18 protein-coding genes are annotated in these 22,605 nt (G+C 69.8%); 12 read left to right on the top strand and 6 right to left on the bottom strand.

The genetic code is table 11. The features are described 5' to 3' along the window. Window positions 1-78 precede the first annotated feature (78 nt). Both DEJ23_RS13755 and DEJ23_RS13750 read left to right on the top strand, forming a co-directional pair. Window positions 79-1,398 carry a glutamyl-tRNA reductase gene (locus DEJ23_RS13755; RefSeq protein WP_111240828.1) on the top strand — a complete coding sequence of 440 codons (1,320 nt, stop codon included), beginning with the start codon at window positions 79-81 and terminating at the stop codon, window positions 1,396-1,398. Next, window positions 1,395-1,826, top strand: a complete 432-nt coding sequence (locus DEJ23_RS13750; RefSeq protein ID WP_258375567.1) for an NUDIX domain-containing protein — start codon at window positions 1,395-1,397, stop codon at window positions 1,824-1,826. Before DEJ23_RS13755 ends, DEJ23_RS13750 begins: the two co-directional genes overlap by 4 nt. A gap of 44 nt (window positions 1,827-1,870) precedes the next feature. On the opposite strand, the gene DEJ23_RS13745 is transcribed toward DEJ23_RS13750, so the two are convergent. Continuing rightward, a complete protein-coding gene (locus DEJ23_RS13745; RefSeq protein WP_111240804.1) occupies window positions 1,871-2,149 on the bottom strand; it encodes a hypothetical protein in 279 nt (92 codons plus the stop codon). Between the two features lie 104 nt (window positions 2,150-2,253). Between DEJ23_RS13745 and DEJ23_RS13740 the strand changes: the two genes are divergently transcribed. Then, window positions 2,254-2,922, top strand: coding sequence for a DUF4232 domain-containing protein (locus DEJ23_RS13740; protein ID WP_111240827.1), 669 nt, complete (start codon window positions 2,254-2,256; stop codon window positions 2,920-2,922). A gap of 118 nt (window positions 2,923-3,040) precedes the next feature. On the opposite strand, the gene DEJ23_RS13735 is transcribed toward DEJ23_RS13740, so the two are convergent. Further along, the gene (locus DEJ23_RS13735; RefSeq protein ID WP_111240803.1) at window positions 3,041-3,334 is read right to left on the bottom strand and encodes a hypothetical protein; all 294 of its coding nucleotides are present in this window, start codon (window positions 3,332-3,334) and stop codon (window positions 3,041-3,043) included. 150 nt (window positions 3,335-3,484) lie between these two features. Between DEJ23_RS13735 and DEJ23_RS13730 the strand changes: the two genes are divergently transcribed. Beyond that, window positions 3,485-3,979, top strand: a complete 495-nt coding sequence (locus tag DEJ23_RS13730; RefSeq protein WP_111240802.1) for a MarR family transcriptional regulator — start codon at window positions 3,485-3,487, stop codon at window positions 3,977-3,979. Between the two features lie 4 nt (window positions 3,980-3,983). Here the strand turns inward: DEJ23_RS13730 and DEJ23_RS13725 are convergent, their stop codons facing one another. After that, the gene (locus DEJ23_RS13725) at window positions 3,984-4,967 is read right to left on the bottom strand and encodes a serine hydrolase (RefSeq protein WP_111240801.1); all 984 of its coding nucleotides are present in this window, start codon (window positions 4,965-4,967) and stop codon (window positions 3,984-3,986) included. Next, window positions 4,967-6,931 carry a M13 family metallopeptidase gene (locus DEJ23_RS13720; RefSeq protein WP_111240800.1) on the bottom strand — a complete coding sequence of 655 codons (1,965 nt, stop codon included), beginning with the start codon at window positions 6,929-6,931 and terminating at the stop codon, window positions 4,967-4,969. Before DEJ23_RS13720 ends, DEJ23_RS13725 begins: the two co-directional genes overlap by 1 nt. 132 nt (window positions 6,932-7,063) lie before the next feature. Here DEJ23_RS13720 and DEJ23_RS13715 point away from each other — a divergent pair, with 132 nt between their 5' ends. The 8 genes from DEJ23_RS13715 to DEJ23_RS15980 all read left to right on the top strand — a co-directional run bounded on the left by DEJ23_RS13715 (window position 7,064) and on the right by DEJ23_RS15980 (window position 15,238). Further along, window positions 7,064-8,038, top strand: coding sequence for a matrixin family metalloprotease (locus DEJ23_RS13715; protein ID WP_146240304.1), 975 nt, complete (start codon window positions 7,064-7,066; stop codon window positions 8,036-8,038). A gap of 100 nt (window positions 8,039-8,138) precedes the next feature. After that, a complete protein-coding gene (locus tag DEJ23_RS13710) occupies window positions 8,139-8,705 on the top strand; it encodes a hypothetical protein (protein ID WP_111240798.1) in 567 nt (188 codons plus the stop codon). Between the two features lie 59 nt (window positions 8,706-8,764). Next, the gene (locus DEJ23_RS13705) at window positions 8,765-10,102 is read left to right on the top strand and encodes a uracil-xanthine permease family protein (RefSeq protein WP_111240797.1); all 1,338 of its coding nucleotides are present in this window, start codon (window positions 8,765-8,767) and stop codon (window positions 10,100-10,102) included. A gap of 303 nt (window positions 10,103-10,405) precedes the next feature. Then, window positions 10,406-11,716: an MATE family efflux transporter gene (locus DEJ23_RS13700; RefSeq protein ID WP_111240796.1), complete on the top strand. Its 1,311-nt coding sequence runs from the start codon at window positions 10,406-10,408 to the stop codon at window positions 11,714-11,716. Continuing rightward, entirely contained in the window at window positions 11,713-12,918 is a 1,206-nt protein-coding gene (locus DEJ23_RS13695) for a lipopolysaccharide biosynthesis protein (protein WP_111240795.1), read from the top strand. The genes DEJ23_RS13700 and DEJ23_RS13695 overlap by 4 nt, the downstream gene beginning before the upstream one ends. Then, a complete protein-coding gene (locus tag DEJ23_RS13690; RefSeq protein WP_111240794.1) occupies window positions 12,915-13,436 on the top strand; it encodes a hypothetical protein in 522 nt (173 codons plus the stop codon). Before DEJ23_RS13695 ends, DEJ23_RS13690 begins: the two co-directional genes overlap by 4 nt. Before the next feature lie 510 nt (window positions 13,437-13,946). After that, window positions 13,947-14,969, top strand: coding sequence for a type IV secretory system conjugative DNA transfer family protein (locus DEJ23_RS13685; RefSeq protein WP_258375558.1), 1,023 nt, complete (start codon window positions 13,947-13,949; stop codon window positions 14,967-14,969). A 2-nt stretch (window positions 14,970-14,971) separates the two neighbouring features. Then, entirely contained in the window at window positions 14,972-15,238 is a 267-nt protein-coding gene (locus DEJ23_RS15980) for a DUF4913 domain-containing protein (protein ID WP_258375566.1), read from the top strand. Window positions 15,239-15,835: 597 nt separating this feature from the next. Here the strand turns inward: DEJ23_RS15980 and DEJ23_RS13670 are convergent. Both DEJ23_RS13670 and DEJ23_RS13665 read right to left on the bottom strand, forming a co-directional pair. After that, a complete protein-coding gene (locus tag DEJ23_RS13670; protein ID WP_146240303.1) occupies window positions 15,836-20,182 on the bottom strand; it encodes an RHS repeat-associated core domain-containing protein in 4,347 nt (1,448 codons plus the stop codon). Window positions 20,183-20,554: 372 nt separating this feature from the next. Next, window positions 20,555-22,300, bottom strand: coding sequence for a DUF4041 domain-containing protein (locus tag DEJ23_RS13665; RefSeq protein WP_111240791.1), 1,746 nt, complete (start codon window positions 22,298-22,300; stop codon window positions 20,555-20,557). Between the last annotated feature and the right edge of the window lie 305 nt (window positions 22,301-22,605).

The following is a 22,605-nucleotide window of genomic DNA, read 5'->3' as shown; positions in this document are numbered from 1 at the left end:
ACGACACCCACCGCACAGTGTCCTGAGCACGCGGAGGGCGAACGGTCCGTGGACCGAGGGCGAGTTACCATGGAACACGTGCTCATCTGTCTCACGGCGTCGCACCGCAACGCCAGCTTCGACCTCCTGGAGCGACTGAGCATCGGCGCACCGACCGCCGCGAGCCGTCTCGTGACGGACTCCGACGTGCTCGACGGAGCCGTCGTCCTCGCCACCTGCAACCGCTTCGAGGCCTACCTCGACATCGCGGGCGACGACCGCGACTCCGCCGTGTCGGCCACCGTCGACGCCGTCGCCACCGCCAGCGACCTCGTGCCCGCCGAGGTCCTCGACTCCGTCAGCGTGCTCGGCGGCGGGGACGTCGTGCAGCACCTGTTCGCCGTGTCGAGCGGCCTCGAGTCCGTCGTCGTCGGCGAGACCGAGATCTCCGGTCAGGTCCGCCGCGCCCTCGAGGACGCCCGTGCCAACGGCACCACGACCTCGGACCTCGAGCGCCTGTTCCAGGAGGCCGCGCACACCTCCCGTGGCGTCAAGACCCGCACCCGCATCGGCGCCGCCGGCCGCTCGCTCGTCCGCCTCGGCCTCGAGCTCGCGTCGTCGCGCATCACCGACTGGGCCCACACCCGCGTGCTGCTCGTCGGCACGGGCAGCTACGCCGCCACCACCATCGCCGCACTGCGCGACCGCGGTGCCGCGAACATCCAGGTCTTCTCGCCGTCGGGCCGCGCGCCGTGGTTCGCCGCCAAGCACGACCTCGTCGCCGCGACCGACCTGCGCCGGGCCATCGGCACGAGCGACGTCGTCATCACCTGCACCTCGAGCGAGGTGCCCGTCGTCGAGCCCGCCGACCTCGACGACGGCCGGCGCCGCATCGTCATCGACCTCGGGCTCCCCCGCAACGTCGACCCCGACGCGGCCGATGTCGACGGCGTCGAACTGCTCGACCTCGAGACCATCAGCATCCACGCCCCGATCGCCGAGTTGAACGCCGAGTCCGAGGCCCGTCAGATGGTCGACGACGCCGTGTCCCGCTTCCGCGCGCAGGCGCTCGAGCAGTCGACCACCCCGGCGCTCGTGGCCTTCCGCAAGCACGTGTTCGACATCCTCGACGACGAGATCGACCGGGCGAAGCGACGCGACGGCGACCCGGATTCCGTCGAGCAGACCGAGCGGGCGCTCCGGCACCTCGTCGGCGTCCTGCTGCACCGCCCCTCGGTGCGCGCCCGTGAGCTCGGTCGCGCCGGTCGCGGCGAGGAGTTCGTCGGCGCGCTCGACGCCCTCTTCGGCGTCCGTCCCGAGCCCGAGGCGGAGCTGCCGTCGCCGGTCGTGCCGCTCGCGGAGCGCACCGCGCCCGAGCGGGCCGCGTCGGACCGCAGCTCCGAGGCGGACGCGAGCTGAGCCTCCCGTCCGCGCCACGCACCCTGCGCGTCAGTGCGCTGCTGGTGGTCCGCGACCGGCGGGTGCTCATGGTCCGCGCCCGCGGACGCGACGTGCTCTACCTGCCGGGTGGCAAGGCGGAACCGCACGAGACCGACGTCGAAGCCGTGCTGCGCGAGGCGCGCGAGGAGACCGGCCTGCGCCTGACCGAGGCGGACGTCGAGCCGTTCGGCACGGTCACCGAGGCCGCACACGGCCAGGGCGAGGGCACGATGGTCGCGATGGCGCTGTTCATCGTCCGACCGGGAGGCACGGCGGACTCCGCCTCGCCCGTCGCCTCCGCAGAGGTGGACGAGGTCGAGTGGGTCACCTCGGCCGACGCGGACCGGTGCCCGCCGGCGGGCGTCGAGACGCTCCGCCGGCTGGTCGACGCGGACCTCGTCGACTGAGGATCCGGTCAGCTTCTGCCGACGTCACGCGGTCCCACCCGGCGTCACTCGTCCTTGTCGACGTAGTGTCCGGTTTCGCCGTCCGACGTGGGCTCGACCTCACCGGGGATCTCCGACTCGACGTACTCGCCCGTGTCGGCTCCGGGACCCCCTGACGGCCGCGTCTCGCCGGGGATGTCGCTCGAGACGAACTCACCCGCGGGCTCGTTCGACTCGACGTCGTGCTCGCCCGGGATCTCACTGTCGGTGAAGGCTCCGGCGCGCGGCTCGACGCCGTCCGCCCGGCCCTCGTCGCCGCGTGCCTGCTCGTGCTTGCCTGCCATGTTCCGACCTCCGTCGCTCGTGTGCCTGGCTCGTGTCGCGAGTCTGGACGCGACGTCTGGACGCTACCCGAACACGGATCGACCGGCCGGTGTTGCGTGAGGACATGCACCGACGCACTCGATCGACCGTCGCCCTCGCCACCAGCGGTCTCGTCGCCGTGCTCGCGCTCTCCGGCTGCGCGTCCGACGGCGAGCCGGGACCGGGCGGCACCGCCACGGAGACCACCACGGTGACCGCGGCACCGCCGTCGCCGACGCCGACGTCACCCGCGTCGTCGGCACCCGCCGCCTCCGGCAGCGGAGCGCCCGGCAGCGCTGCCGGCGGCGGCACCGCGCGCTGCACGACGGCGTCGCTCAGCGGGAGCATCGAGGCCGGGAGCGGTGGTGCGGCGGGCAGCACGATCGTCCACCTCGCACTGCGCAACACCGGCTCGTCCGCCTGCACACTGCAGGGCTGGCCGGGGGTCTCGTTCGTCGGTGGCGGGTCCGGCACGCAGATCGGCGCCGCCGCGACCCGGGAGGAGGCGTCGCCGCACCCGACCGTGACCCTGGCACCGGGAGCCGTGGCGGTCGCACCGCTCAAGGTCACCCGGGCCGAGAACTACGCGGAGGACGGCTGCGACCCGGTCACGCCGGACGGCTTCCGCGTGTACCCGCCCGGATCGAAGCAGTCGCTCTTCGTGCGGACCACCGACTTCACCGCGTGCCGGTCGACCGACGCCGGGTTGCTGAGCGTGCAGGGGCTCGTACCCGAGGGGCAGGCGGTCGACTGAGCCCTGCGCTCCTCCTCCTGCGCTGATCCTCTCTGCCGACGATGGCGCCCCGGACACCGCGACGGGCGGTCACCCCGCAGGGTGACCACCCGTCGCCGGTGCTCGCGTGGGTGTCCGCTCAGACGGCACGGCGGTCGTCGTCACGGTCGTCGGACTTGTGCACGCCGGCCTTCGCGATGCCGCGGCTGAGGATGTACGCCACCGTCACGAGCGCGACGTACGACCACGCCTTGTCGGCACCGAAGCCCTGGCCGTCGTCGCCGTTGTCGACCACGGCCGATGCGATCAGGATCGCGATGGAGACCACGAGCCAGGCGTAGAACTCCGTCGTCTTCACGGCGGCCTTGGTCTCGGTCCAGGTACGGCGGACGACGGAGTCGTGCCGGGCGGGGCTTGCTGCTGTGTTCGTCATGCTGATCCTCTTCGTCGGGCCCGCCGGCTGGTTCCAGCGGGATCGCACCGTACGGTCGTCTCACCTGGTTGACTACTTCCACGGTTAGGACGATGTGCGCGGTCTCGCGCGCTGCACACCGCGTACGACGGACATCGGAGGGATCCCGCGATGGAGGAGCACGAAGGACGACCCACCCGACCGCGCCTCCGCGTACGGGCCAGGACGGCCGCGGGAGCCGCGGCCATCGCCGGGCTCGAGGCGCTCGGCGAGAGCGTGCACGAAGCCGACGACGCCGCACTCCGGAAGCTCGACCTCCGCTCGACCGACGCGCTCGCCCTGCTGCACCTGGTGCAGGCAGCCGCGGCAGACCGCCCGCTCAGTCCCACCGCACTCGCGTCGCGGCTCGGGATCACCACCGCCGCGGTGACCAAGCTCGTCGACCGACTGAGCCGGGCCGGCCGTGCCGAGCGGCGTCCGAACCCCCGGGACCGCCGCGGCATCGTCGTCGTCCCCGCTGCGAGCGCCCCTGCGGACCTCGAACAGGCGTACGGGCACATCACATCGCCCCTGGTGCAGGTCGTCGACGAGCTGACGGACGCGGAGGCCGAGGTCATCGCACGGTTCGCCACCCGGCTCGGGGTCGCGATCCGACTCGGCCTCTGACGGGTCAGCGGTACGAGGGGGCGTGCACGGCCTCGAGCACCTCGGTGCCCAACGTGCGCAGGGCCTCGACGACCGCGAGCCGCTGCTGGAGCGTGGCGTCGTCGAACGTCACCGTGACGGCGTAGCTCACCGACGATCCCGGGCCGCGCAGGATCCCCGCCTCGGCACGGACCCCCGTCGACGACCCCGTGACGACGACGGCCTGGAGCCCGTGGTCGAGCGCGCGGTGCGCCAGCGGGTCGAGGCCGAACGACCCGGCCACGAGCGTGGTGTCGCTCGCCAGGGACAACCAGCCGAGCACCCGGTTCGACACGGCCTCGTCGACGACCTCGCCGAGCGCCAGACCGCGCATCAGCCAGGCGAGTTCACCGGTCGGTGCGACCGACGCGTCCGGGGCGTCGTCCGGCCCGCGGCGGTCTCGGATCCGGTCGATCAGCGCCGTCCGGTCGATCCCGAGCCCCTCGGCCCGCTCCCGGACGGCGTCGATGCCGATGGACGACAGCAGGGCGTTCATGGCCCACGCGTCCGCCGTCGCGCCGACCAGGGTCGCGAGGTCCGGCACCTGCATCGTCGGCTCCTGCAGGAACTGCCAGAGGCCGGCGCCCGTCGCGGTGTCCCGCGCCATCCGCTGGAGCCGGTCACCGTGCAGGCGGCCGTCCTCGAGCTGCGCAGCCACCTCGATGAGCAGCAGGATCCGTCCGAGGCTCGCGACGGGCTGCACGAGGGTGTCGTCGACCGCGAGCAGGGCCCTGCCGGTCGAGGTGTCGATGACCGAGGCGCTGACGCCCGCGCCGTCTCGTGCGATCGCGCCGAGGGCGTCGACGGTCGCGCCGAACCGCTCGTCCGCGCCGCCGCGGTGTCGCCCGCGCGCACGGGCGCCGTCCCCGCCGCCGACGTGCTGTCGGCGGCGGGAACGGCGTGCGGCACCGGTGTCGGCGCCCGGCTCCGCGCTCGGCTCGGACGGCGCAGCCGCGTCCGGCTCGGACATCACCAGATCGCGACGCGCTCGGCCGGGTCGAGGTACATCGCGTCCGACTCGGTCACGCCGAAGGTGTCGTAGAACACGTCGATGTTGCGCACGATCTGGTTGCACCGGAACTCGTTCGGCGAGTGCGGGTCGATGCTCAGCAGGCGAGCGGCCTCCTCCGGACGGATCGCCATCCGCCAGGCCTGGGCCCAGCTGAGGAAGAAGCGCTCGGCCCCGGTCAGGCCGTCGACCACGGGCGGCTCCTGGCCGTCGAGCGACAGCAGGTAGGCCTTCCACGCGATCGACAGGCCGCCGAGGTCGCCGATGTTCTCGCCGATCGTCAGCGCGCCGTTCACGTGGCCGTCGGGCACCTCCGTCGGCACCAGGGCGTCGTACTGCGCGATGAGGGCCTTCGTGCGCTCCTCGAACGCGGTGCGGTCGGCCTCGGTCCACCAGTTCTCGAGCCGGCCGTCGCCGTCGTACTGCGACCCCTGGTCGTCGAAGCCGTGGCCGATCTCGTGACCGATCACGGCCCCGATCGCACCGTAGTTCGCGGCTGCGTCGCGCTGGGCGTCGAAGAACGGGAACTGCAGGATCGCCGCCGGGAACACGATCTCGTTGAAGCCCGGGTTGTAGTACGCGTTGATGGTCTGCGGCGTCATGAACCACTCGTCGCGGTCGATCGGCTTCCCGATCTTGCCGAGCTCGCGGTCGACCTGGAAGCTCGCGACCGCGCGGACGTTGCCGATCAGGTCGTCGGGGCGCACCGACAGGGCCGAGTAGTCCCGCCACTTCACCGGGTAGCCGATCTTCGGCGTGAACTTGTCGAGCTTGTCGAGGGCACGGGCGCGGGTCTCGTCGGTCATCCAGTCGAGTGCGGTGATGCTCTGCCGGTACGCCTCGACCAGGTTGGCGACGAGGTCGTCCATCTCGGCCTTGGACGTCTCGTCGAAGTGCTCCTGCACGTAGATGCGTCCGACGGCCTCGCCCATCGCGCCCTCGACCAGCGAGACGCCGCGCTTCCAGCGCTCACGCTGCTTCGGCGCACCGGTGAGGGCGGTGCCGTAGAACGAGAAGTTCGTGGCGGACATCGCGCTCGTCAGGTAGGCGGCGGACCCGCGGATGACCTGCCAACGCAGCCAGTCCTTCCACGCGTCGAGCGGCTGTGAGCGGAGGAGCTCGGCCAGGCCCGTGATGAACGACGGCTCGCGGACCACGACGGTCTCGAAGGCACCGGCCGGGGCGCCGATCGCCTGCCACCACAGGTGCAGGTCCGCGCCGTTCGCGAGCGCGGCGACCTCGTCCCACGACATCTTGTTGTAGGTCTTCTGGCTGTCGCGGGTGGTGACGTTGTCCCAGTGCACCGCGGCGAGCGCCGTCTCCAGCGCGATGACGGCCTCGGTGCTCTGCCCGGCGTCGGCGAACCCGGCGAGCGGGAACATCGACGCGACGAACTCGCGGTACTTCGCCCGGATGTCGGAGAAGCGCTCCTCGCGGTAGTACGACTCGTCGGGCAGGCCCAGGCCGGACTGCTCGAGGAACACGACGTACGACTCCGGGTCGCCCGGGTCGTTGTCGACGAAGAGCTGGACGAAGCCCGGCAGCCCGAGCCGCTCGAAGCGTCCGACCATCGCGATGACGTCGTCGACGGTCTCCACGGCGTCGACCTCGCCGAGCAGCGGGTCGATGGGACCGGTCCCCAGGGCCTCGAGGCGCTCCTCGTCGGTGAAGGACGTGTAGAGGTCGCCGACCTTGCGCTCCTCGGTACCCGCTGCGGCCTGCTGCGAGCGCTCGACGATCTCGCGCACGGCGACCTCGGCGTCCTCGGCGAGCACGGTGAACGAGCCGTAGCGGGCCTTGTCGTCGGGGATCGGCGTCCGCGCGATCCACGTCCCGTTCACGTGCCGGTAGAGGTCGTCCTGCGGGCGGACGTCCGGGTCGAGCTCGTCGGTGTGGATCCCTGCGGTGCGTGCGACGTCGGTCATGCGCTCCACGATAGCCACCGCCCCCGTGTCGGGACGGAGTCCCGAACGGGGACCTCGACCTCGCGCGTGGGCATCGGCGAACATGGACGGCATCAGGGACGGCGGGCACGGAGCCCGCCGATGAAGGGAACCATGCGTCCTGTCAGGAACGCGCTCGCGACCGGGGCGGTCGTCACCATCCTCGCCGGCATCCTCACGGCAGCACCCGCGCAGGCGGCTGCGCCGGCAGCGGGCACCAAGTGCGCCACGGGGACGCTCTCGGTGCAGACGCTCACGAGCGGGTGCACCGCCACGTCCGGCACCGTCGTCACGCCGGACGGCCGCACCTTCGCGCTCCCGGCTCCGGGCGAGAGCGTGATGGCGAGCAGCAACTCGGCACCGGGAGCACCGGAGCTGCCGGAGGTCGTCATCGCGAACACCGGCGCGGACGGGGTCGCCGTCCGGATCGACGAGACCTGGACCGGTTCGGCTCCCGCCGTGGAGCAGGAGCAGGCCCGCGCCGAGGCGGCGACGGCGACGGCGAGCGCTGCCGTGGCCGACACGAAGTGCACGAGCACCGCGAACGCCAGCACCGGCTACCGCTGGGCGGGCACCGTGAAGTGGTACTACAACGAGTCCGGGCAGAAGTCGACGTACGCGAAGGACGCCCTGCGCAAGGCGGCGAACGCGTGGAACGGCACGATCACCTCCTGTGGTCGCACGGTCACGTCGTCCGCCAGCAACACGTACGTCCGCCTCGCGACGCAGAAGCCCGCGCTCACCGACCGCGGTGGCTGCACGAACAGCAGTGGGTACAGCGTCATGGGGTGGGGCAAGCTCCCCGAGGGCGTCCTCGGTGTGACGTGCGTCTGGTACGACGGCAACGGCATCGCGAAGGAGGCCGACCAGCGGTACGCGACGGGCTTCCGGTGGAGCTCGACGGCCGCCTGCTCGGGGTCGCGCTTCGACACGCAGGCCGTCGCGACGCACGAGTGGGGCCACCTGTACGGCCTCGGGCACGTCGACACGGGCACGGGACAGGTCATGGAGCCCTCGGGAGGCCCGTGCCAGCTCGAGTCGCGCAAGCTCGGCCTCGGCGACATGGTGGGCATCTCCACGATCTACTGACGCCTCCGAGCCGTGGCTCCTGGTGGTGTGCCGCAACACCGCCTCCAATGCCGGAGGACGGACCGGAAGCCGCCCAGGACCCGCGCGTAGGTTCTGCCCCGTGGCAACCCGACCAGGACCAGAGGCACCGGCGCACGACCCCCAGCAGCAGCCGCACGACCCGTACGCGAAGCGCCCCGGGTACGTCACGGGGGCAGACGGCCGCACGGACACGTGGAGCACCGCGGCGGCCGCCGGCATCGTCACAGGGATCGCGGTGCTGTTCGTGTCGGGTCTGCTCCTCGTCCCCGTGCCGATCGGGTACCCGGGGGCCGTCGTGATCGGCACCATCGTCGCGTTCGCCGTGCGTGCCCGCCGGCGCGTGGCAGACCGACGCGAGGGCCGGTCCCCCGACGCGGTCTCGCGGTCACGCTCCCAGGCGACCATCGACGCCAACGGGGGACGGCGGTTCTTCGTGGCGCAGAACCCCGTCGTCGTCATCGTGATGGGCGGCATCTTCCTGGCCGTCGCGGTCGCGTGGCTCGTCGGAGACGGCTTCTCCGTCGGCTCCATCGTCGTGGCGGTCCTCGTCGCTGCGTCCGCCGTGTGCTTCGTCGTGCAGGGCATCGGCACGCTCGTCGTGCGACGTCGCGAGCGTGCCCGAGGAGCGGACGCCGAAGCGCACTAGCACGAGCAGCAGGACCGGAGCGCCCGCAACAGGAGCTGCACAGCCGCTACGGTGCTGCCATGGGACTCGGCTGGAAGCTGCACGGTGACGGCGCGACCGTCTCCTCCTCGACCATCGTGGCGCCGGACGAGCGCCTCTCCTGGGGCCGCACGATCGGGCTCGGCGTGCAGCACGTCGTGGCGATGTTCGGCGCCACCTTCCTCGTCCCGCTCATAACGGGGTTCCCGCCCTCGACGACCCTGCTCTTCAGCGGTGTCGGCACGATCCTGTTCCTGCTCATCACGGGGAACCGCCTGCCGAGCTACCTCGGGTCGTCGTTCGCCTTCCTCGCGCCCATCGGTGCCGCGACGGAGATCGGCGGGATCCCCCTCGCGCTGTCCGGCATCATCGTGGTCGGCGTCCTGCTCGCGCTCGTCGGCGCGATCGTGCACCTCGCTGGCGCCGGCTGGATCGACCGGCTGATGCCACCGGTGGTGTCGGGCGCGATCGTCGCGCTCATCGGCTTCAACCTGGCGCCGGCAGCCCGCGACAACTTCACGAAGGCCCCCGTCGTCGCGCTGATCACCCTGGCCGCGATCATCCTCGTCACGGTGCTGTTCAAGGGGCTGCTCGGTCGCCTGTCGATCGTCATCGGCGTCGCGGTCGGCTACGTCGCCGCGCTGCTCGCCGGCGAGGTCGACCTGTCGAACGTTGCGTCCGCCCCCTGGGTGGGCTTGCCGACCTTCACCGCCCCGGCCTTCGACCCCGGGCAGCTCGCGATCTACCTCGGCTTCGTGCCGGTCGTGCTCGCGCTCGTCGCCGAGAACGTCGGTCACGTCAAGGGCGTCGGCCAGCTGACCGGGCGCGACCTGACGCCGCTCACGGGTCGCGCGCTCTTCGCCGACGGTGTCTCCACCGTGCTCGCCGGCGCCGGCGGCGGTTCCGCGACCACCACCTACGGCGAGAACATCGGTGTCATGGCGGCGACCCGGGTGTTCTCGACGGCCGCGTACTGGGTCGCGGCGGTCGTCGCGATCCTGCTCGGCCTGTCGCCGAAGGTCGGCATCGTCATCTCGTCGGTGCCTGCGGGCGTGCTCGGCGGTGCGACGACCGCGCTCTACGGCCTGATCGGGGTCATCGGCATCCGCATCTGGGTCGACAACCGGGTCGACTTCGCGAAGCCGAAGAATCAGCTCACCGCCGGCATCGCGCTCATCATGGGCATCGCCGACTTCACGTTCTCGTTCAGCGGTGCGACGTTCGGCGGCATCATCGTCGGCACCGTCGCCGCGATCGTCGTCTACCACCTGATGGACCTGGTCGGTCGGGCCCGCGGCACCGACCCGGCGACGCCGACGGCGTCGGACGAGGCGCGCGCCGCGACCGGTGCGATCCCCGCGGAGCCGCGCACGGACTGACGCGGGACCACCGGACGGGAGGCCCGTGGCGACGCCGCCACGGGCCTCCCGTCCGTCTCGTGCCCCGCGCGCTGCCCCTCTGCCCCCGCGCTGCCGCTTCCGCCCGCGCGCTGCCCCCTCTGTCTCCGCGCGCTCCCTCCACCCCGGTGCTGCCCCCTCGATGGAGCAGACGACGTCGGGTGGGCGCGCTCGACCCGACGTCGTCTGCTCCATCGACGCATCGGGTGGGGGGTGCACCGTCGGCACACGCGCGGAGCGGATCCACGGCAGGATGGCCCGGTGCCCCGATCGACCCTGCCTGCCGTGACCTCCGAACGGCGGTCGGTCGACCGGGACATCGTCCGACTCGCGCTGCCCGCGCTCGGGGCGCTCGTCGTCGAGCCGCTGTTCCTGCTCACCGACACCGCGCTCGTCGGGCACCTGGGTGCGACGGCGCTGGCCGCCGTGGGACTGGCGAGCGTCGTGCTGCAGACGGTGACCGGGCTGCTCGTCTTCCTGGCCTACTCGACGACGCCGGCCGTGGCGCGCGCGCTGGGCGGCGGTGACCGGCGCGGAGCGGTGCACGCGGGCATCGACGGGATGTGGCTCGCACTCGCACTGGGCGTGGTGCTCGCGCTCGTCGGCTGGCCGCTCGCGGGGCCGCTCGTCGACCTGTTCGGTGCCTCGGCTGAGGTCTCGGCCGCCGCGACCGCGTACCTGACGCTGTCACTGATCGGGTTGCCCGGCATCCTGGTCGTGACCGCCTCGACCGGTCTGCTGCGCGGGCTGCAGGACACTCGGACGCCGCTCGTCGTGGCGACGATCGGCTTCGTGGCGAACGGGCTGCTCAACGCCATGCTCATCTACGGCGCGGGCTGGGGTGTCGAGGGTTCCGCCGCCGGCACCGTGATCGTGCAGTGGGCGATGGCCGCGGTGTACGTCGTCATCGCCGTGCGTGCCGCCCGCGCGTCCGGGGCACCGCTGCGGCCGGGCGCCTCCGGGGTCGTGCGGGCGCTGCGCTCCGGGGCCTGGCTCTTCCTGCGCACGGCGTCCCTGCGGGTGGCGATGCTCGCGACGGTGGCGACCGCCTCCGGACTGGGGACGACCGGCCTGGCGACGACGCAGGTCGGGCTCACGGTCTTCTCGACGCTCGCCTTCGCGCTCGACGCCCTAGCGATCGCCGGACAGGCGCTCGTCGGGCACGGCCTGGGCTCGCGGGACCCCGACCGGGTGCGGCTGGTCACGCGCCGGCTCGTGCTGCTCGGGGTCGTGGGCGGTGCGCTGCTCGGCGTGCTCACCCTGGCCGCCAGCGGGCTGCTCGGGCCGGTGTTCTCGGACTCGGCGGCGGTGCGGTCGGCGCTGCCGCTCGTGCTCGTGCTCATCGCGGTCGGGATGCCGGTCGCCGGGTACGTCTTCGTGCTCGACGGGGTGCTCATCGGCGCCGGGGACGCGCGGTACCTGGCCGTCGCGGGACTCGTGAACCTCGTCGTGTACCTGCCGCTGCTCTGGTGGGTCGGCGGGACGCTCGCGGGCCTCTGGGCGGCGTTCGCGCTCGGGTACATCGGGGTCCGGGCCGTGACGCTCGGGGTACGAGCACACCGTCGGGGCTGGGTCGAACAGGCGCTGGCTCGATGAGCGGGCGTTCGCGCGTCGCGTCCTCGGCCCTGCTCGCCACCGTCGGCATCGGGGTGCAAGGTCTCGCGAAGCTGCTCGTCACCGTCGTCGTCGGTCGGGTGTTCGGCACCGAGACCCTCGGCCAGACCACCGCGCTGCTGTCGCTCTCCGTGTTCACCGCACTGCTCTGGCCGAACGCGGCGGGCAACACCGCGTCGCGGTTCCTGGCCGTCGCCCTGCGCGGACGTCGCTCCGACAGTTCGGTGAACCGGCTGCTCGGTGCGTCGATGCTGGTGTCGAGCGTGGTGCTCGCCGCCGTCACCGTCCCGGTGGCGCTGGCCTGTGGCAACGGGCCCGGCACGGTGCTCGGCGGTGTCGCGGTCGTCGTCGGGTACGGCCTGTACTGCTACGCCCGCGGGGCACAGCTCGGCTACGACCGGGCACCGAAGGTCGCGCTCTGGGACGGGGTGACGAGCGTGCTGGCGCTCGGACTGCTCGTCGTGGCGTGCGTCGCCCGGCTCGAGCCGTTCGTGCTGCTGCCGCTGGCGATCGGGTACACCGTGTTCGCGATCGCGTGCTGGCCGCGGGGCAACGGCTCCGACGGAGCACCCGAGCCGACTGCCGGGATCATCGGCTTCACGGCGTGGAACGTGCTGGCGGTCACGACCTCGAACGGGCTGCTGCAGCTCACGATGATCTCGGCGCAGGTCACCGCCTCGGTGCACGACGCCGGGGTGTACGCCGCAGCCTTCACCCTGGCGACCCCGGCGTCGATGGTCGGGCAGGCGCTGGGGCAGGTGCTCGTGCCGGCGTTCGCGCACCGGGCGGACGGCGGGTCGCTGCGGTCGCGTGGCGTGCTGCTGCTCGTCGGGGGCTTCGCTGTGGGGACCGCGGTGGTGTTCGGGCTCGTGGCATGGCTTGCCGGGTGGTTCCTGCCACTGGTCTACCCGACCGAGGGCGCCGCCGCCGTCGCGGACCTGCGGTACCTGATGGTCGGCGTGTGGGTGTTCACCGTCGGACTCGTGCCGGCGGCGCTGCTGCTGGCGTCCGGGCGGTCGCGGCAGGTGGCGTTGGCGTCGGTCGCGGGCTTCGTGGTCGGGGTGGTGCTCATGGCGGTGCTGGCGCCGTCCGCGGGCGTCGCCGGCGGGAGCACGGGCTTCCTGGTGGGGAGCGCCGTGAACCTCGTCGCGGTGGTGGTGCTCGGGGTGCGGCGACAGCGGTGAGCATCGAGTCGTACGACGTCGAACCGGTGGACACGCGAGGGGCCGTCGCCTGGGTCCTGGGGATCACCGCGGCGATCACCGGGGTCCTCGCGGTCATCGGGTGGCCCCTGCCTGTGGTGTCCCGGCGCTTCCATCCCTCCGACGCCTGGGAGCAGACGGTCGCCCTGGTTCGGGACTGGTGGTTGCACGACGGATGGCGGATGTCGGGGGCATCGTGGTTGTGGGGCGGGATCGCGATCGTCGCCACGACCGCCGCCATCGTGTGCCGGTCACCTCGGAGGACCCGGGGGTCGAGGACCCGGCTGCTCGTCCTGGTGCCCGGGGGATGCCTGGCGGCGCTCGGACCGCTCGTCCACTTCGTCGCGGGTGTCCCCTGGTCGAACTACTCCCCTGGCCGGATCGACGGAGCGTCGATCATCATCTACGTGATCACCTTGGCCGCCGTCGTCGGGCTGCCCCTGCTCGATGAGCGTGTGAGGCGCGGAGGCCGACGCGGCAACATCGACCGCGGACGATGAGCCGACGTTCGGGAGCCTGGTGGGCGCGACCTTGTCGGCGTTGATCGGCCTCGTGGCGGGGCCCAGCTCGGGAACCTGAATCCGGACCTGCCGTGGGACCCGTTCACAATCGCCACCGGCATCAAGAAGGGCACCGTCGAGTGGACGGAACTTTCGACGGTCCTCTCGATCATCGTCGCGGTGATCCTGATCGCCGCCGGCACCGCGTGGGGAAGACGACCGCGCTGGTCGTCCCGGCGATCCTCGCCGCCCCGGGCACGCTGCTGACGACGTCGAACAAGCCGGACACGGTCGAGACGACCAGGGGCTCCGAGACGATGTCGGCACGACGTGGGTGTTCGACCCGCAGGAAGTCGTCGACGAGCCGCCGACGTGGTGGTGGAACCCGCTGTCGTACGTCACGGACGACACCACGGCCGCGAAGCTGGCAGGGCACTTCGCCGCCGGCTCGCGGGAGCCTGGCGACAAGGGCGATGCGTTCTTCGACCCGGTAAGGACCTCCTCGCCGGCATGCTCCTCGCAGCGGCCCTGGACAACCGGCCGATCACCGAGGTGTTCACGTGGCTGACCGACCCCGACAACCGCGAGATGGTGTCCGTGCTCCGCCGCGGCGGGTACGACCTGATCGCGGACGACGTCGAGAGCCAGTCCCGCACGTCCCCGAAGCAGCGCGATGGCGTCTACGGCACCGCCCGGAAGATGGCGGCGTGCTTGAAGAACAGCCGCATCGGCCGGTGGGTGACCCCGCTCGGCGGCAACATGGCTGGCGATCGGCGGCCGCAGTTCAGCCCCGACGAGTTCGTACGCGGCACGGACACGCTTTACTCGCCCTCCAAGGAGGGTGAGGGTACCGCCGCCCCACTGGTGACCGCGCTGACCGTCGCCGTCGTCGAGGCCGGCGAACGGCTCGCCAAAACGCAGCCCGGCGGCCGACTGGGGACGCCGCTTCTGTGCATCCTCGACGAGGCCGCGAACGTGTGCCGGTGGAAGGACCTCCCGGACCTGTACTCGCACTACGGGTCTCGTGGGATCCCGATCATGTCGATCTTCCAGTCCTGGTCACAGGGCGTCAACGTGTTCAGCCCGGCCGGGATGCGCAACCTCTTCTCCGCCGCCAACGAAGTCGTATACCTCGGCGGCGTGAAGGAAACGGAGTGGCTGCGGGAACTGTCGGAGCTGATCGGTGACTACGACCACGAGACGGTGTCGTACTCGATGAACAAGGGCGTCCGGTCAACCAACGTGCAGAACAACCGCCGGCGGATCCTCGACACCTCGGAGCTCGCCGAGCTGCCCCGTGGCCGCGCGATACTCCTCGCGTCCGGACTGCGGTCCTCGATGATCCGCACGGCACCCTGGTACGAGGACAAGGACGTGGACAAGGTGAAGGCGTCGATCGCGGCGTACCACGCCAGCGAGCGGGTCGAGCGGACCGCATCAAATGCCACCGCGACCGCGACAGTGCCCGCTGAGGGCAACCCGTGGCTGAACGCGGTGACGGTGCAACCGCTCGATTCGGAGGACGGACGGTGAGCATGGTCGCGGAGTGGGACGGACACATAGAGGACCTCGACGAGGAGGACGCCGCGCTGCCGGAGCCGGAGCCGTTCTACGGCTCGGCCGACGAGTTCGTGCGCGAGTTCCTGGTCGTCACGTACCGGCGCGAGGTCAGCCCAAAGGGCGACTACCGGTGGGACGGCCGCTGGTGGATGCACCCGGAAGCCGTCGCCCGCATCGACGCGCTCTGGCGCACCTGGGAGCACTATCGCCAGGCCGGAGCGACCGGGATGAGCGTGTGGTGACGTGACCACGCCGGTCACCACATGGGCGTCCTGATGAGCCCCGCGGGCCCGTTCGGGAAGTCGTCAGGCACCACGGACCCGGGGGAACCGCTGCCGTATACGGCGCCGCCTCCCGGGCTGTTCGTAGACGTCCGCATCCTCGAGAGCTAGTTGAACTCTGCGCGACGGCCGCCACGGCCGCCACGGCGAGCATGCACGAACGGAAGAGCTGCATCAAAGCAGCTCATCCGTTCGTTTCTGCACTGCAGTCAGCGCTCCTTGGTTCCACCGACCTCGCCCGATAAGTGGTGACTGCCGTACCCCGTATTTGGGGCTACTCAGCTCTACATCATGCCCTTCGAGAAGCCAATGTCAGTCCGATGGGCACGTGTGCAAAGAAGATTTAAGGAAAGACCTTAGTGGCCGCAACAAAGAAGGCCATGGCCATGCAGACAAAGCCCGAGCATATCAGCATGATCTCCCGTGGAGTATCGCGTCGTTTCACTCCTCGCGGCTGACCCCGATACCGCAATACCGAGCTGATCACCGCGATTCCCGACGTCACTGCGGCCCCAAAGACCAGCGCGACGAATACGAATTGCCAAAAGAACTGCATCATTAGAAGAAGCGGCGAAGCAACGTGAGATAGTCGCCCGCAATACCCAAATCATTGATTGTATTAGCCGCAAAATCATTGCCAGCTTCGGTTGCGAGGTAGATTGAGACTCCGGACGCGCAACCAAGCAGAGCAGTGCCAAGTGCGGCAAATACCGTTGCCTCCGGCGCCAAAATCAATCCAACGGCAGTCGCTCCGATTGCGCCCCATCCGCACGCATTGATAGCTCCGTCTATTGTCGCCACTGCGCCAGTTGGATCAGATGCATTCACAGGATCGCTGCCCGCAAAAGCATACCGGTTGGCGTTCCTGGGGCTGAGGGGCGCGTCTAGGGTGTCGCGTTCGATCCAGCCGCCAGTGACGCTGGACTGCCAGCGGTACCCGAACTTGGTGAGGCCGTTGTCGGCGCTGCTCGAGCGCAGACCAGCCTTGAAGCCGTAGGGGTTCTGCTTCCACTGGATGCTGGTGTCACCGTAGGAGACGGTTTCCTTGCCGTATGGGTCGTAGCGGACCGTGTACGCCTTCGTGCCCTTGTCAGTGATGCTCGCGACCGGGTTCCCAATTCCGTCGACAACCCACATGCTCGTTGCCCCGTCGGAAGTGCGCAGGTTCAGCGGCCGGTCATTTGTCGGATCGGTCAGGACGGAAGCAGTCCCGCTGCCGGCGACCGTGCGGGCGGTCACGACGGGAACGCCGTTGCGGTCCGAGGTTCCATACGTGTACTGGTACGCCTGGCCGCCGTCGGTGGCCTGGGAGAGCAGCTTGTTCATGTCCGCGCCGGCGTACGTGTACTGGGTGGTCTTGCCGTCCTTCGTGGACGCGGTCATCTGCTGCGCGCCGTTGTAGGTGAAGGTCTGGCCCGGTGCCTTGGTGAGGTTGCCGGTGCCGTCGTACTCGTACCCGGTCGTGGTGATCTGTCCGACGGAGTTGTAGGACAGTTGCGTGTCGCTCTTCACCGTGTTCGTTCCGACGTCGCGGGCGGTGGCGCCGGTGCGGTTGCCGTTGTCGTCGTAGGTGAACGTCCAGTTCGTCGGGTCAGCGCCACCGGTCTGCGTGACCGAGGTCAGTCGGTCGGTTTCCGCGTCGTCGTCGCCCGTGTACCCGTAGGTCGTGACCTGGTCGGATGCTGCCTCGTCGGTGGTGTTGTCCTTCGTCCACTGGATCTTGTCGCGGTCGTTGGCGGAGTTCGCGTCGCAGCTGCTGCCGGGGGTCGTGTCGGCGACGTAGCAGTAGGTGACGTCGACGATCGGCTTGGACCGGTCCTCGTCGCCCCATGCCTGGATGCGGGTGATCTTGCCGGACTTGTCGTACTCGACGTGCTGGTGCGCCTCCCACGTCTCGGGGTCCTTCGCGCTGTCCGCGTTCGGGCTGGCGTTCATCCACGTATCGGTGCGGCGGCCGCTGTTCGAGTCGGTCTTGTACAGCTGCTTCGCCGTGCCGGCACCCGACGGGTACGTGGTCGCGGTCAGGGCACCGGAGGAGTCGTAATCGTGCGTGACGGTACCCTGCTTGTCGGTGACCTTGACGCTGTTGCCGGCGAGGTCGTAGCCGTAGCTGACCTGCCCGCCACCGGCGGTGTTGGACGTCGCGATCAGGCGGTTGCGCTGGTCATAGCTGTTGCTGATCGTGCCGCCGGCGGAGACCTGGCTGGTCTGGTTGCCGTTGCCGTCGTAGGTGTTCGTCACCGTCTGGGTGCCGTCGCTGAACGACGTGTTGGTTGGCCGGTCGTCGTTGTCGTACCCGAAGGTGGTCGTGTTGCCGCGGCCATCGGTCTCGGTCTTCACCCGACCGAAGTCGTCGTACGTGTACTCCTTCGCACCGATCGAGCTGCCCGTCGGGGCGGTGACCTTCGTCAGCTGCTTGTTCGTGTACTCGTACTTCGTCGGGTTCGCCGTGTTCCCGGGCGCCGTGGCCTGACGGACGGTGCCGTCGTCGTTGTAGTCCAGGGTTGCCTTCGCGCCCGCGGGGCCGGACTGGGAGGAGGTCTGGTTGCCGTAGTCGTCGTACTCCATGCTCGTGCTCGAGGACGAGCTGCCGGTGACCTTCGACGGCAGGTACGTCGCCGCGGGCGAGGTCGACCCGTACTCCGCCGACGACGTCGAACCGGAACCGGACTGCGACGACGTCAGCGACTGTCCGCTGTTCTTCTCGTACTTGTTCGAGCTCGTCCCGGTGCCCTCGGCGCCGGTGGCGCCGACCTGCGAGGACGCGACACCGTTGTTGGCGGAGTTGTACGTCTTCGACCGCTCACGGCCCATCGGGTCGACGGTCTTGGTGACCAGGTCGTCGCTGTTCAGCGTGTACTCGGTGTGCTTGGCATTCGCGACCGTCGCCGACTGGTCCGACCGCGGGTCGGCGACCTGGGTGACGGTGTCGCTGACGTAGGAGAACCGGGTCACAGCCGTACCCGCGGAACCGGCGGTGCTGTTCGACTGGGTCACCTTCGTGACCCGGTCGGAGGAGTCGTAGGTGAAGCTCGTCACACCACCCTCAGGTGCGGTGATCGAGGTGAGGTCGCCGTTGGTGTACCCGAACGTGGTCTGCTTGCCGGTCGCGTCCGTGTAAGTGGTGATGTCACCGTCGGTGTTCTTCGCCCACGCGATCGACCGCGTCGAGTTGCCGCTGGTCTGGGTGAACGTCTGCACGCCGTTCTCGTACGCCGACTTCAGGGTCTTCGCTCCAACGACGCCGGCGGTGGACTGGATGTTGTTGAGGCGGAACTTGCCTGCACCCTCGTAGTTGAAGCCGATCGTGTTCTTGACCTTGTTGCGGTCGTCGATCGAGGTGGGCTGTCCGGCGAGGTTGAAGTGGGTGGTCGCGTTCGTCGTCCAGCCCTTCAGCTGGTACTCATCGTTGCTGTTCAGGGTGCGGGTGAGGGTCTGCTGCAGCCCGGCGGGCGTGGTGAAGGTGCCCTTCCCGGCCCGCTTGAACTGCCATGCCGTACCGTTCGCGTCCGTGTAGACCACGCCGAGCGCGTTCGCGGACAGGTCGCCGGCACCGGCGAGGCCGTAGGTCCACCGGTTCGCGTCCATCGTGTTGGTGTTCGCCTCCCGCGTCGACCGGGAGTTGTAGGCGGCACCGATCGGCGTCGACGACGTCGCGCCCGGCAGCGACAGCGCCGCGGTCGACACCACCAGGTTGCCGGTGCCGACATCTACCGACGCCGACGTCTGGTCGGTGATCGGGAACGGCAGCCGGGTCGCGGACGTCCGCTGACCGGTCAGGTTCGTCGACGCGGGACCACCGGGCAGGGACACGTAGGTGCCCTGCAGGTCCACCACGTAGTGCAGCGGCGCGGTTCCCTGCGTCTTGATGCGGATGTTGCCGTTCTTGCCGACCGGTGCGATGACCGTCGTGGATCGGATCGAACCGGCTTCGCTGCTGATGGCGCTCGGGACGGGCTCGTCGGCGCCGTCCGCCCACACCTTCGCGTATGAGTCGCTGGTGCGCTCGTTCACCGCGGTCAACGTGATCGCGACCGCGGACAGGCCAGCCTCGACCGTCGGCACGCCCGCACGAGCACCCGCGATCTGCACGGCGATGGAGCTGCCGGAGGCCACGGGGGAGCCGGTGCGGGTGTCAGCGAGGCGGCCGGTCTGCGGGGTGAAGCCACCACCCGGGTTGCTGGGCGCGAAGTAGCCCTGGAAGTCGACGACGATGTCGAGGTCCGCGCCGCCGCTGGAGTTGTTGATCGACAGCTTTCCGTCGGGGCTGAGCGCCACCTGCGACGACACCGACGTGTTGATCTTCTCGGGCGAGTACGACAGCCGGCCGGAGCTGCCGTTGCCGTCGGCATGGAACACGCCGATCGAGCCGCTGCCGCCGCTGGTGTTGATGATGACGATGCTCGCCTGCACAGCCGCAGCACCAGCCGGGATCCCGCCACGACCGGTGACCTGGAACGTGATCTCGTCACTCGCGCCGAGCTTAGCGGTCCGTACGCCGAGACCGCTTCGGGTGTCGACCAGGCGGGCCGGGGAGATCGGCACGTACCCGCCAGCGCCGACGCCGTTCTTCGCGGACGTGTAGTAGCCGGTGACGTCGACGATGACGTTGGTCTGCGCGGTCTCGGTCTTCAGCTGGATCGAGCCGTTCTCACCCACCGCGAGCAGCGACGAGGTCGACGCGTTCTTCGACACACCAGCGCCGTAGACCATCAGCAGCGTGTCCGGCGTCGACGTGTCAGGACGTCCGACGAGCTGTCCCTGCGTCTCGTTCCGGTTCACCTGGATCATCAGGGTGACCGCGCCGATGTCCGACGCCGGCAGACCGTCGACACCGGCGATCTTGATCGTCTTCCAGCTCTTCGCAGCCGTCGTCCCGCTGTACACACGGGCGTTGCCGTTCATCGGAACGTACTGGCCACCCGTGCCCGTCACCTCCGCCCGCGCAGGCGCCGGCGGACTGACCACCGCCAGCAGCGATCCCAACAACGAACCGATCACCACGAGCGCGAACAGCACCCATCGAGACCGAACAGCAGACAACGACGACGTCGCGAACACGCGGAAGAACCCCTTGAACGGCTGCCATCAGTGCAGCAGTCCCCGTGACCGCGCTGTGCAACCGAAAGTTACAGTACGGAACCACCTGCGGCACCACACCGAGCAGCGCACCCCCACATGAGGGGGTCGAAATGGCGGCCTGACGCCCGATGCGACAAGCGCGTACGACTACCTCGGAGGGCCTCACAGGCCAGCAGTACGAGCCAATGATGTGAACTATGTCAGCTGGATGTGCGGCCGCGCCATCTGTCTCGTTCCGAGTCGGTCGCCTGCGGACGAGCTTGACCCGATGGGCGAGAGTGCGATGCTGCTCGGCGTAGCCGGACCATCGGAGTCCACAACGAGTTCGCTCGTTCGGAACTCTTCCGCGGCGGGTTCGACGGTGTACTCGACGACTTCGACGGCGTGGCTCTTGAGCGCGTCGAGTACTTCCGCGGGCGTGACGTAGAAGAATTCGCGCCGGAGGTTGACCTTGTTCACCCGTTGGTTCGCGAACGTCTGGTGCAGCAGCGTTTCCACTCCGACGGCGTCGTCGGCGAAGAACAAAGCGTGAACATCGAAGCGGAACGGCACGGACGCATCACCGAGCTCGATCACGCGATCCATGGGCTTCAATCGTCTCGTCATGCCGATCTTGACCATGCGTTCACCGAAGGCGCCGACGTTGGAGATCACGTACACGTAGCCGGCTCGCACGTTGGCTGCTCGGTAGTCGACGTCAGTGATGGCGCGGTCGACATCCTCCAGCCTCGCTTGAACACGAGCGGCACCCTCGGTGTCGCCGTTCGCCTGCAACGCCGCGAGTGTCGACAGGTAGTGCTGGCGCTCCTTTTCCAGTCGATCGTGCTCGGCCTGCAACTCAGCGGACGCGCGCTGCTGCTCACGAAGTTCGGCTCGGCGTTCCCGCTCACGCTCCTTCTCCGCCTGCACCGTCTGGAGGTGCTCGTTCGCGAGAGCGATCTCCTCGAGACGCATCTGGTGGTAGCTCGGCTCGATGCGAAGATCGATCATGGTGCCGCTCTTGGCGATCTGCTCCGCGGCCTTGCTGAGCCGTGTCTGCGCGACGTGCAGGTTCCCCGCGCGGGTTGCTTTGACGGCGTTTTCCGCTTCCGCGTTGTACGCCCGCAGCAGCACCTTCGCCATGTCCGTCATGAACTTCCGGCCCTGCGCTTCTGAATTGTTGAACGTGAATCGCGGTGCCGTTGTCACCGCCCGCTTGTCGCGAACAGCGTTCTTGATGCGGTAGCGCAGTGCCTCCAACTTCGAGGCGAGCTCCGTCGACGATGCTGCGGGGTTCTCGAAGTCGAAGAGCCCGACCGCCTGCAGTTCAACCGCTGCAGTCAAGTCCACCAACTCAGCCCGACGAGCACCGATGCCCGCGGTGAGTTCGTCACGGGTCGCCCGTGCTTCTCTGGCTTGCTGTTCGGCGGCACGAACGCGGTCCTCTGCGCTTCGAACGGCCTGCTCCACCTTCGCCCGCTCGGCCGACTGCTCAGCGGCGAACCGCTCGCGTAGGTCGGCCTGCTCCTTCGCCAGCAGCTCGCGCGCTGCCGCCTGCTCGACTTCGAACTGCTCGCGGAGGCCAGCAAGCTGCCGCTCCTGCTCAGCGCGGTACTCGTCGACGTCATCGAACTCGCGCATCCGGTACCGGGCAACGACAGCTTCTCCCGCCTCTATCCGTGCCTGCGCGGCACGCAGACGCTCTCGCGCCTCCCGCTTCGACAGCTTGTCAACTGGCTTACCCTGCACAGTGGGAGCTTTCGTTCGCGCCGACTGCTCAGCCGCCCGGGCCGCGCGACGCGTCTGCGGGGCAGCCGAACCGTTGCCTTCTGAGGACTGGGGACTACGAGTAGTTGACGCCGGCTGCTTCGGCTGCACATGCTCGGTCCACCCCTGCCCATCCCAGTAACGGACGAAACGCGGGTCCCGGTCGTCGTACCAACCCGGCGGTGCTGCTGACATTGCTTCAGCTTACGGAGCAGAAGCCCCACCCAGCACCCCGAGCAGGCCACAGCTGGTGTGTATCGACCGCGGGTGGTGGCGTCAAGCGCTGCAGTGCCCCCTCTACGAGGTACTGAGGGACCTTCATTTCGGCAGTAGGCTCATGAGGTTCTCCTACCCGAAGGACCCTCTTGTCGCGCTCTCGCACCATCTCTGTCGTCGCCGCCTCGCTCGCCGTCGCCCTCGGCGGACTCGGCATCGCAACCCTTCCGCACGCCGCCTCTGCCGTCGAGGGCGAACCTGCGCCGACCGCGGTGACCTCCGCC

It is taken from the genome of Curtobacterium sp. MCSS17_008 (genome assembly GCF_003234185.1).
Taxonomy (GTDB): domain Bacteria; phylum Actinomycetota; class Actinomycetes; order Actinomycetales; family Microbacteriaceae; genus Curtobacterium.
This window is presented reverse-complemented; position numbering and strand designations above follow the sequence as displayed.

Bases quoted from the DNA above. Each gene is read 5' to 3' on its own strand.
- DEJ23_RS13725 (WP_111240801.1), bottom strand. From the start codon at position 4,967: ATGTCCGAGCCGGACGCGGCTGCGCCGTCCGAGCCGAGCGCGGAGCCG.
- DEJ23_RS13665 (WP_111240791.1), bottom strand. From the start codon at position 22,300: ATGTCAGCAGCACCGCCGGGTTGGTACGACGACCGGGACCCGCGTTTC.
- DEJ23_RS13670 (WP_146240303.1), bottom strand. From the start codon at position 20,182: ATGAACGGCAACGCCCGTGTGTACAGCGGGACGACGGCTGCGAAGAGC.
- DEJ23_RS15980 (WP_258375566.1), top strand. From the start codon at position 14,972: ATGGTCGCGGAGTGGGACGGACACATAGAGGACCTCGACGAGGAGGAC.
- DEJ23_RS13685 (WP_258375558.1), top strand. From the start codon at position 13,947: ATGCTCCTCGCAGCGGCCCTGGACAACCGGCCGATCACCGAGGTGTTC.
- DEJ23_RS13715 (WP_146240304.1), top strand. From the start codon at position 7,064: ATGCGTCCTGTCAGGAACGCGCTCGCGACCGGGGCGGTCGTCACCATC.
- DEJ23_RS13740 (WP_111240827.1), top strand. From the start codon at position 2,254: ATGCACCGACGCACTCGATCGACCGTCGCCCTCGCCACCAGCGGTCTC.
- DEJ23_RS13720 (WP_111240800.1), bottom strand. From the start codon at position 6,931: ATGACCGACGTCGCACGCACCGCAGGGATCCACACCGACGAGCTCGAC.
- DEJ23_RS13735 (WP_111240803.1), bottom strand. From the start codon at position 3,334: ATGACGAACACAGCAGCAAGCCCCGCCCGGCACGACTCCGTCGTCCGC.
- DEJ23_RS13730 (WP_111240802.1), top strand. From the start codon at position 3,485: ATGGAGGAGCACGAAGGACGACCCACCCGACCGCGCCTCCGCGTACGG.
- DEJ23_RS13705 (WP_111240797.1), top strand. From the start codon at position 8,765: ATGGGACTCGGCTGGAAGCTGCACGGTGACGGCGCGACCGTCTCCTCC.
- DEJ23_RS13695 (WP_111240795.1), top strand. From the start codon at position 11,713: ATGAGCGGGCGTTCGCGCGTCGCGTCCTCGGCCCTGCTCGCCACCGTC.
- DEJ23_RS13745 (WP_111240804.1), bottom strand. From the start codon at position 2,149: ATGGCAGGCAAGCACGAGCAGGCACGCGGCGACGAGGGCCGGGCGGAC.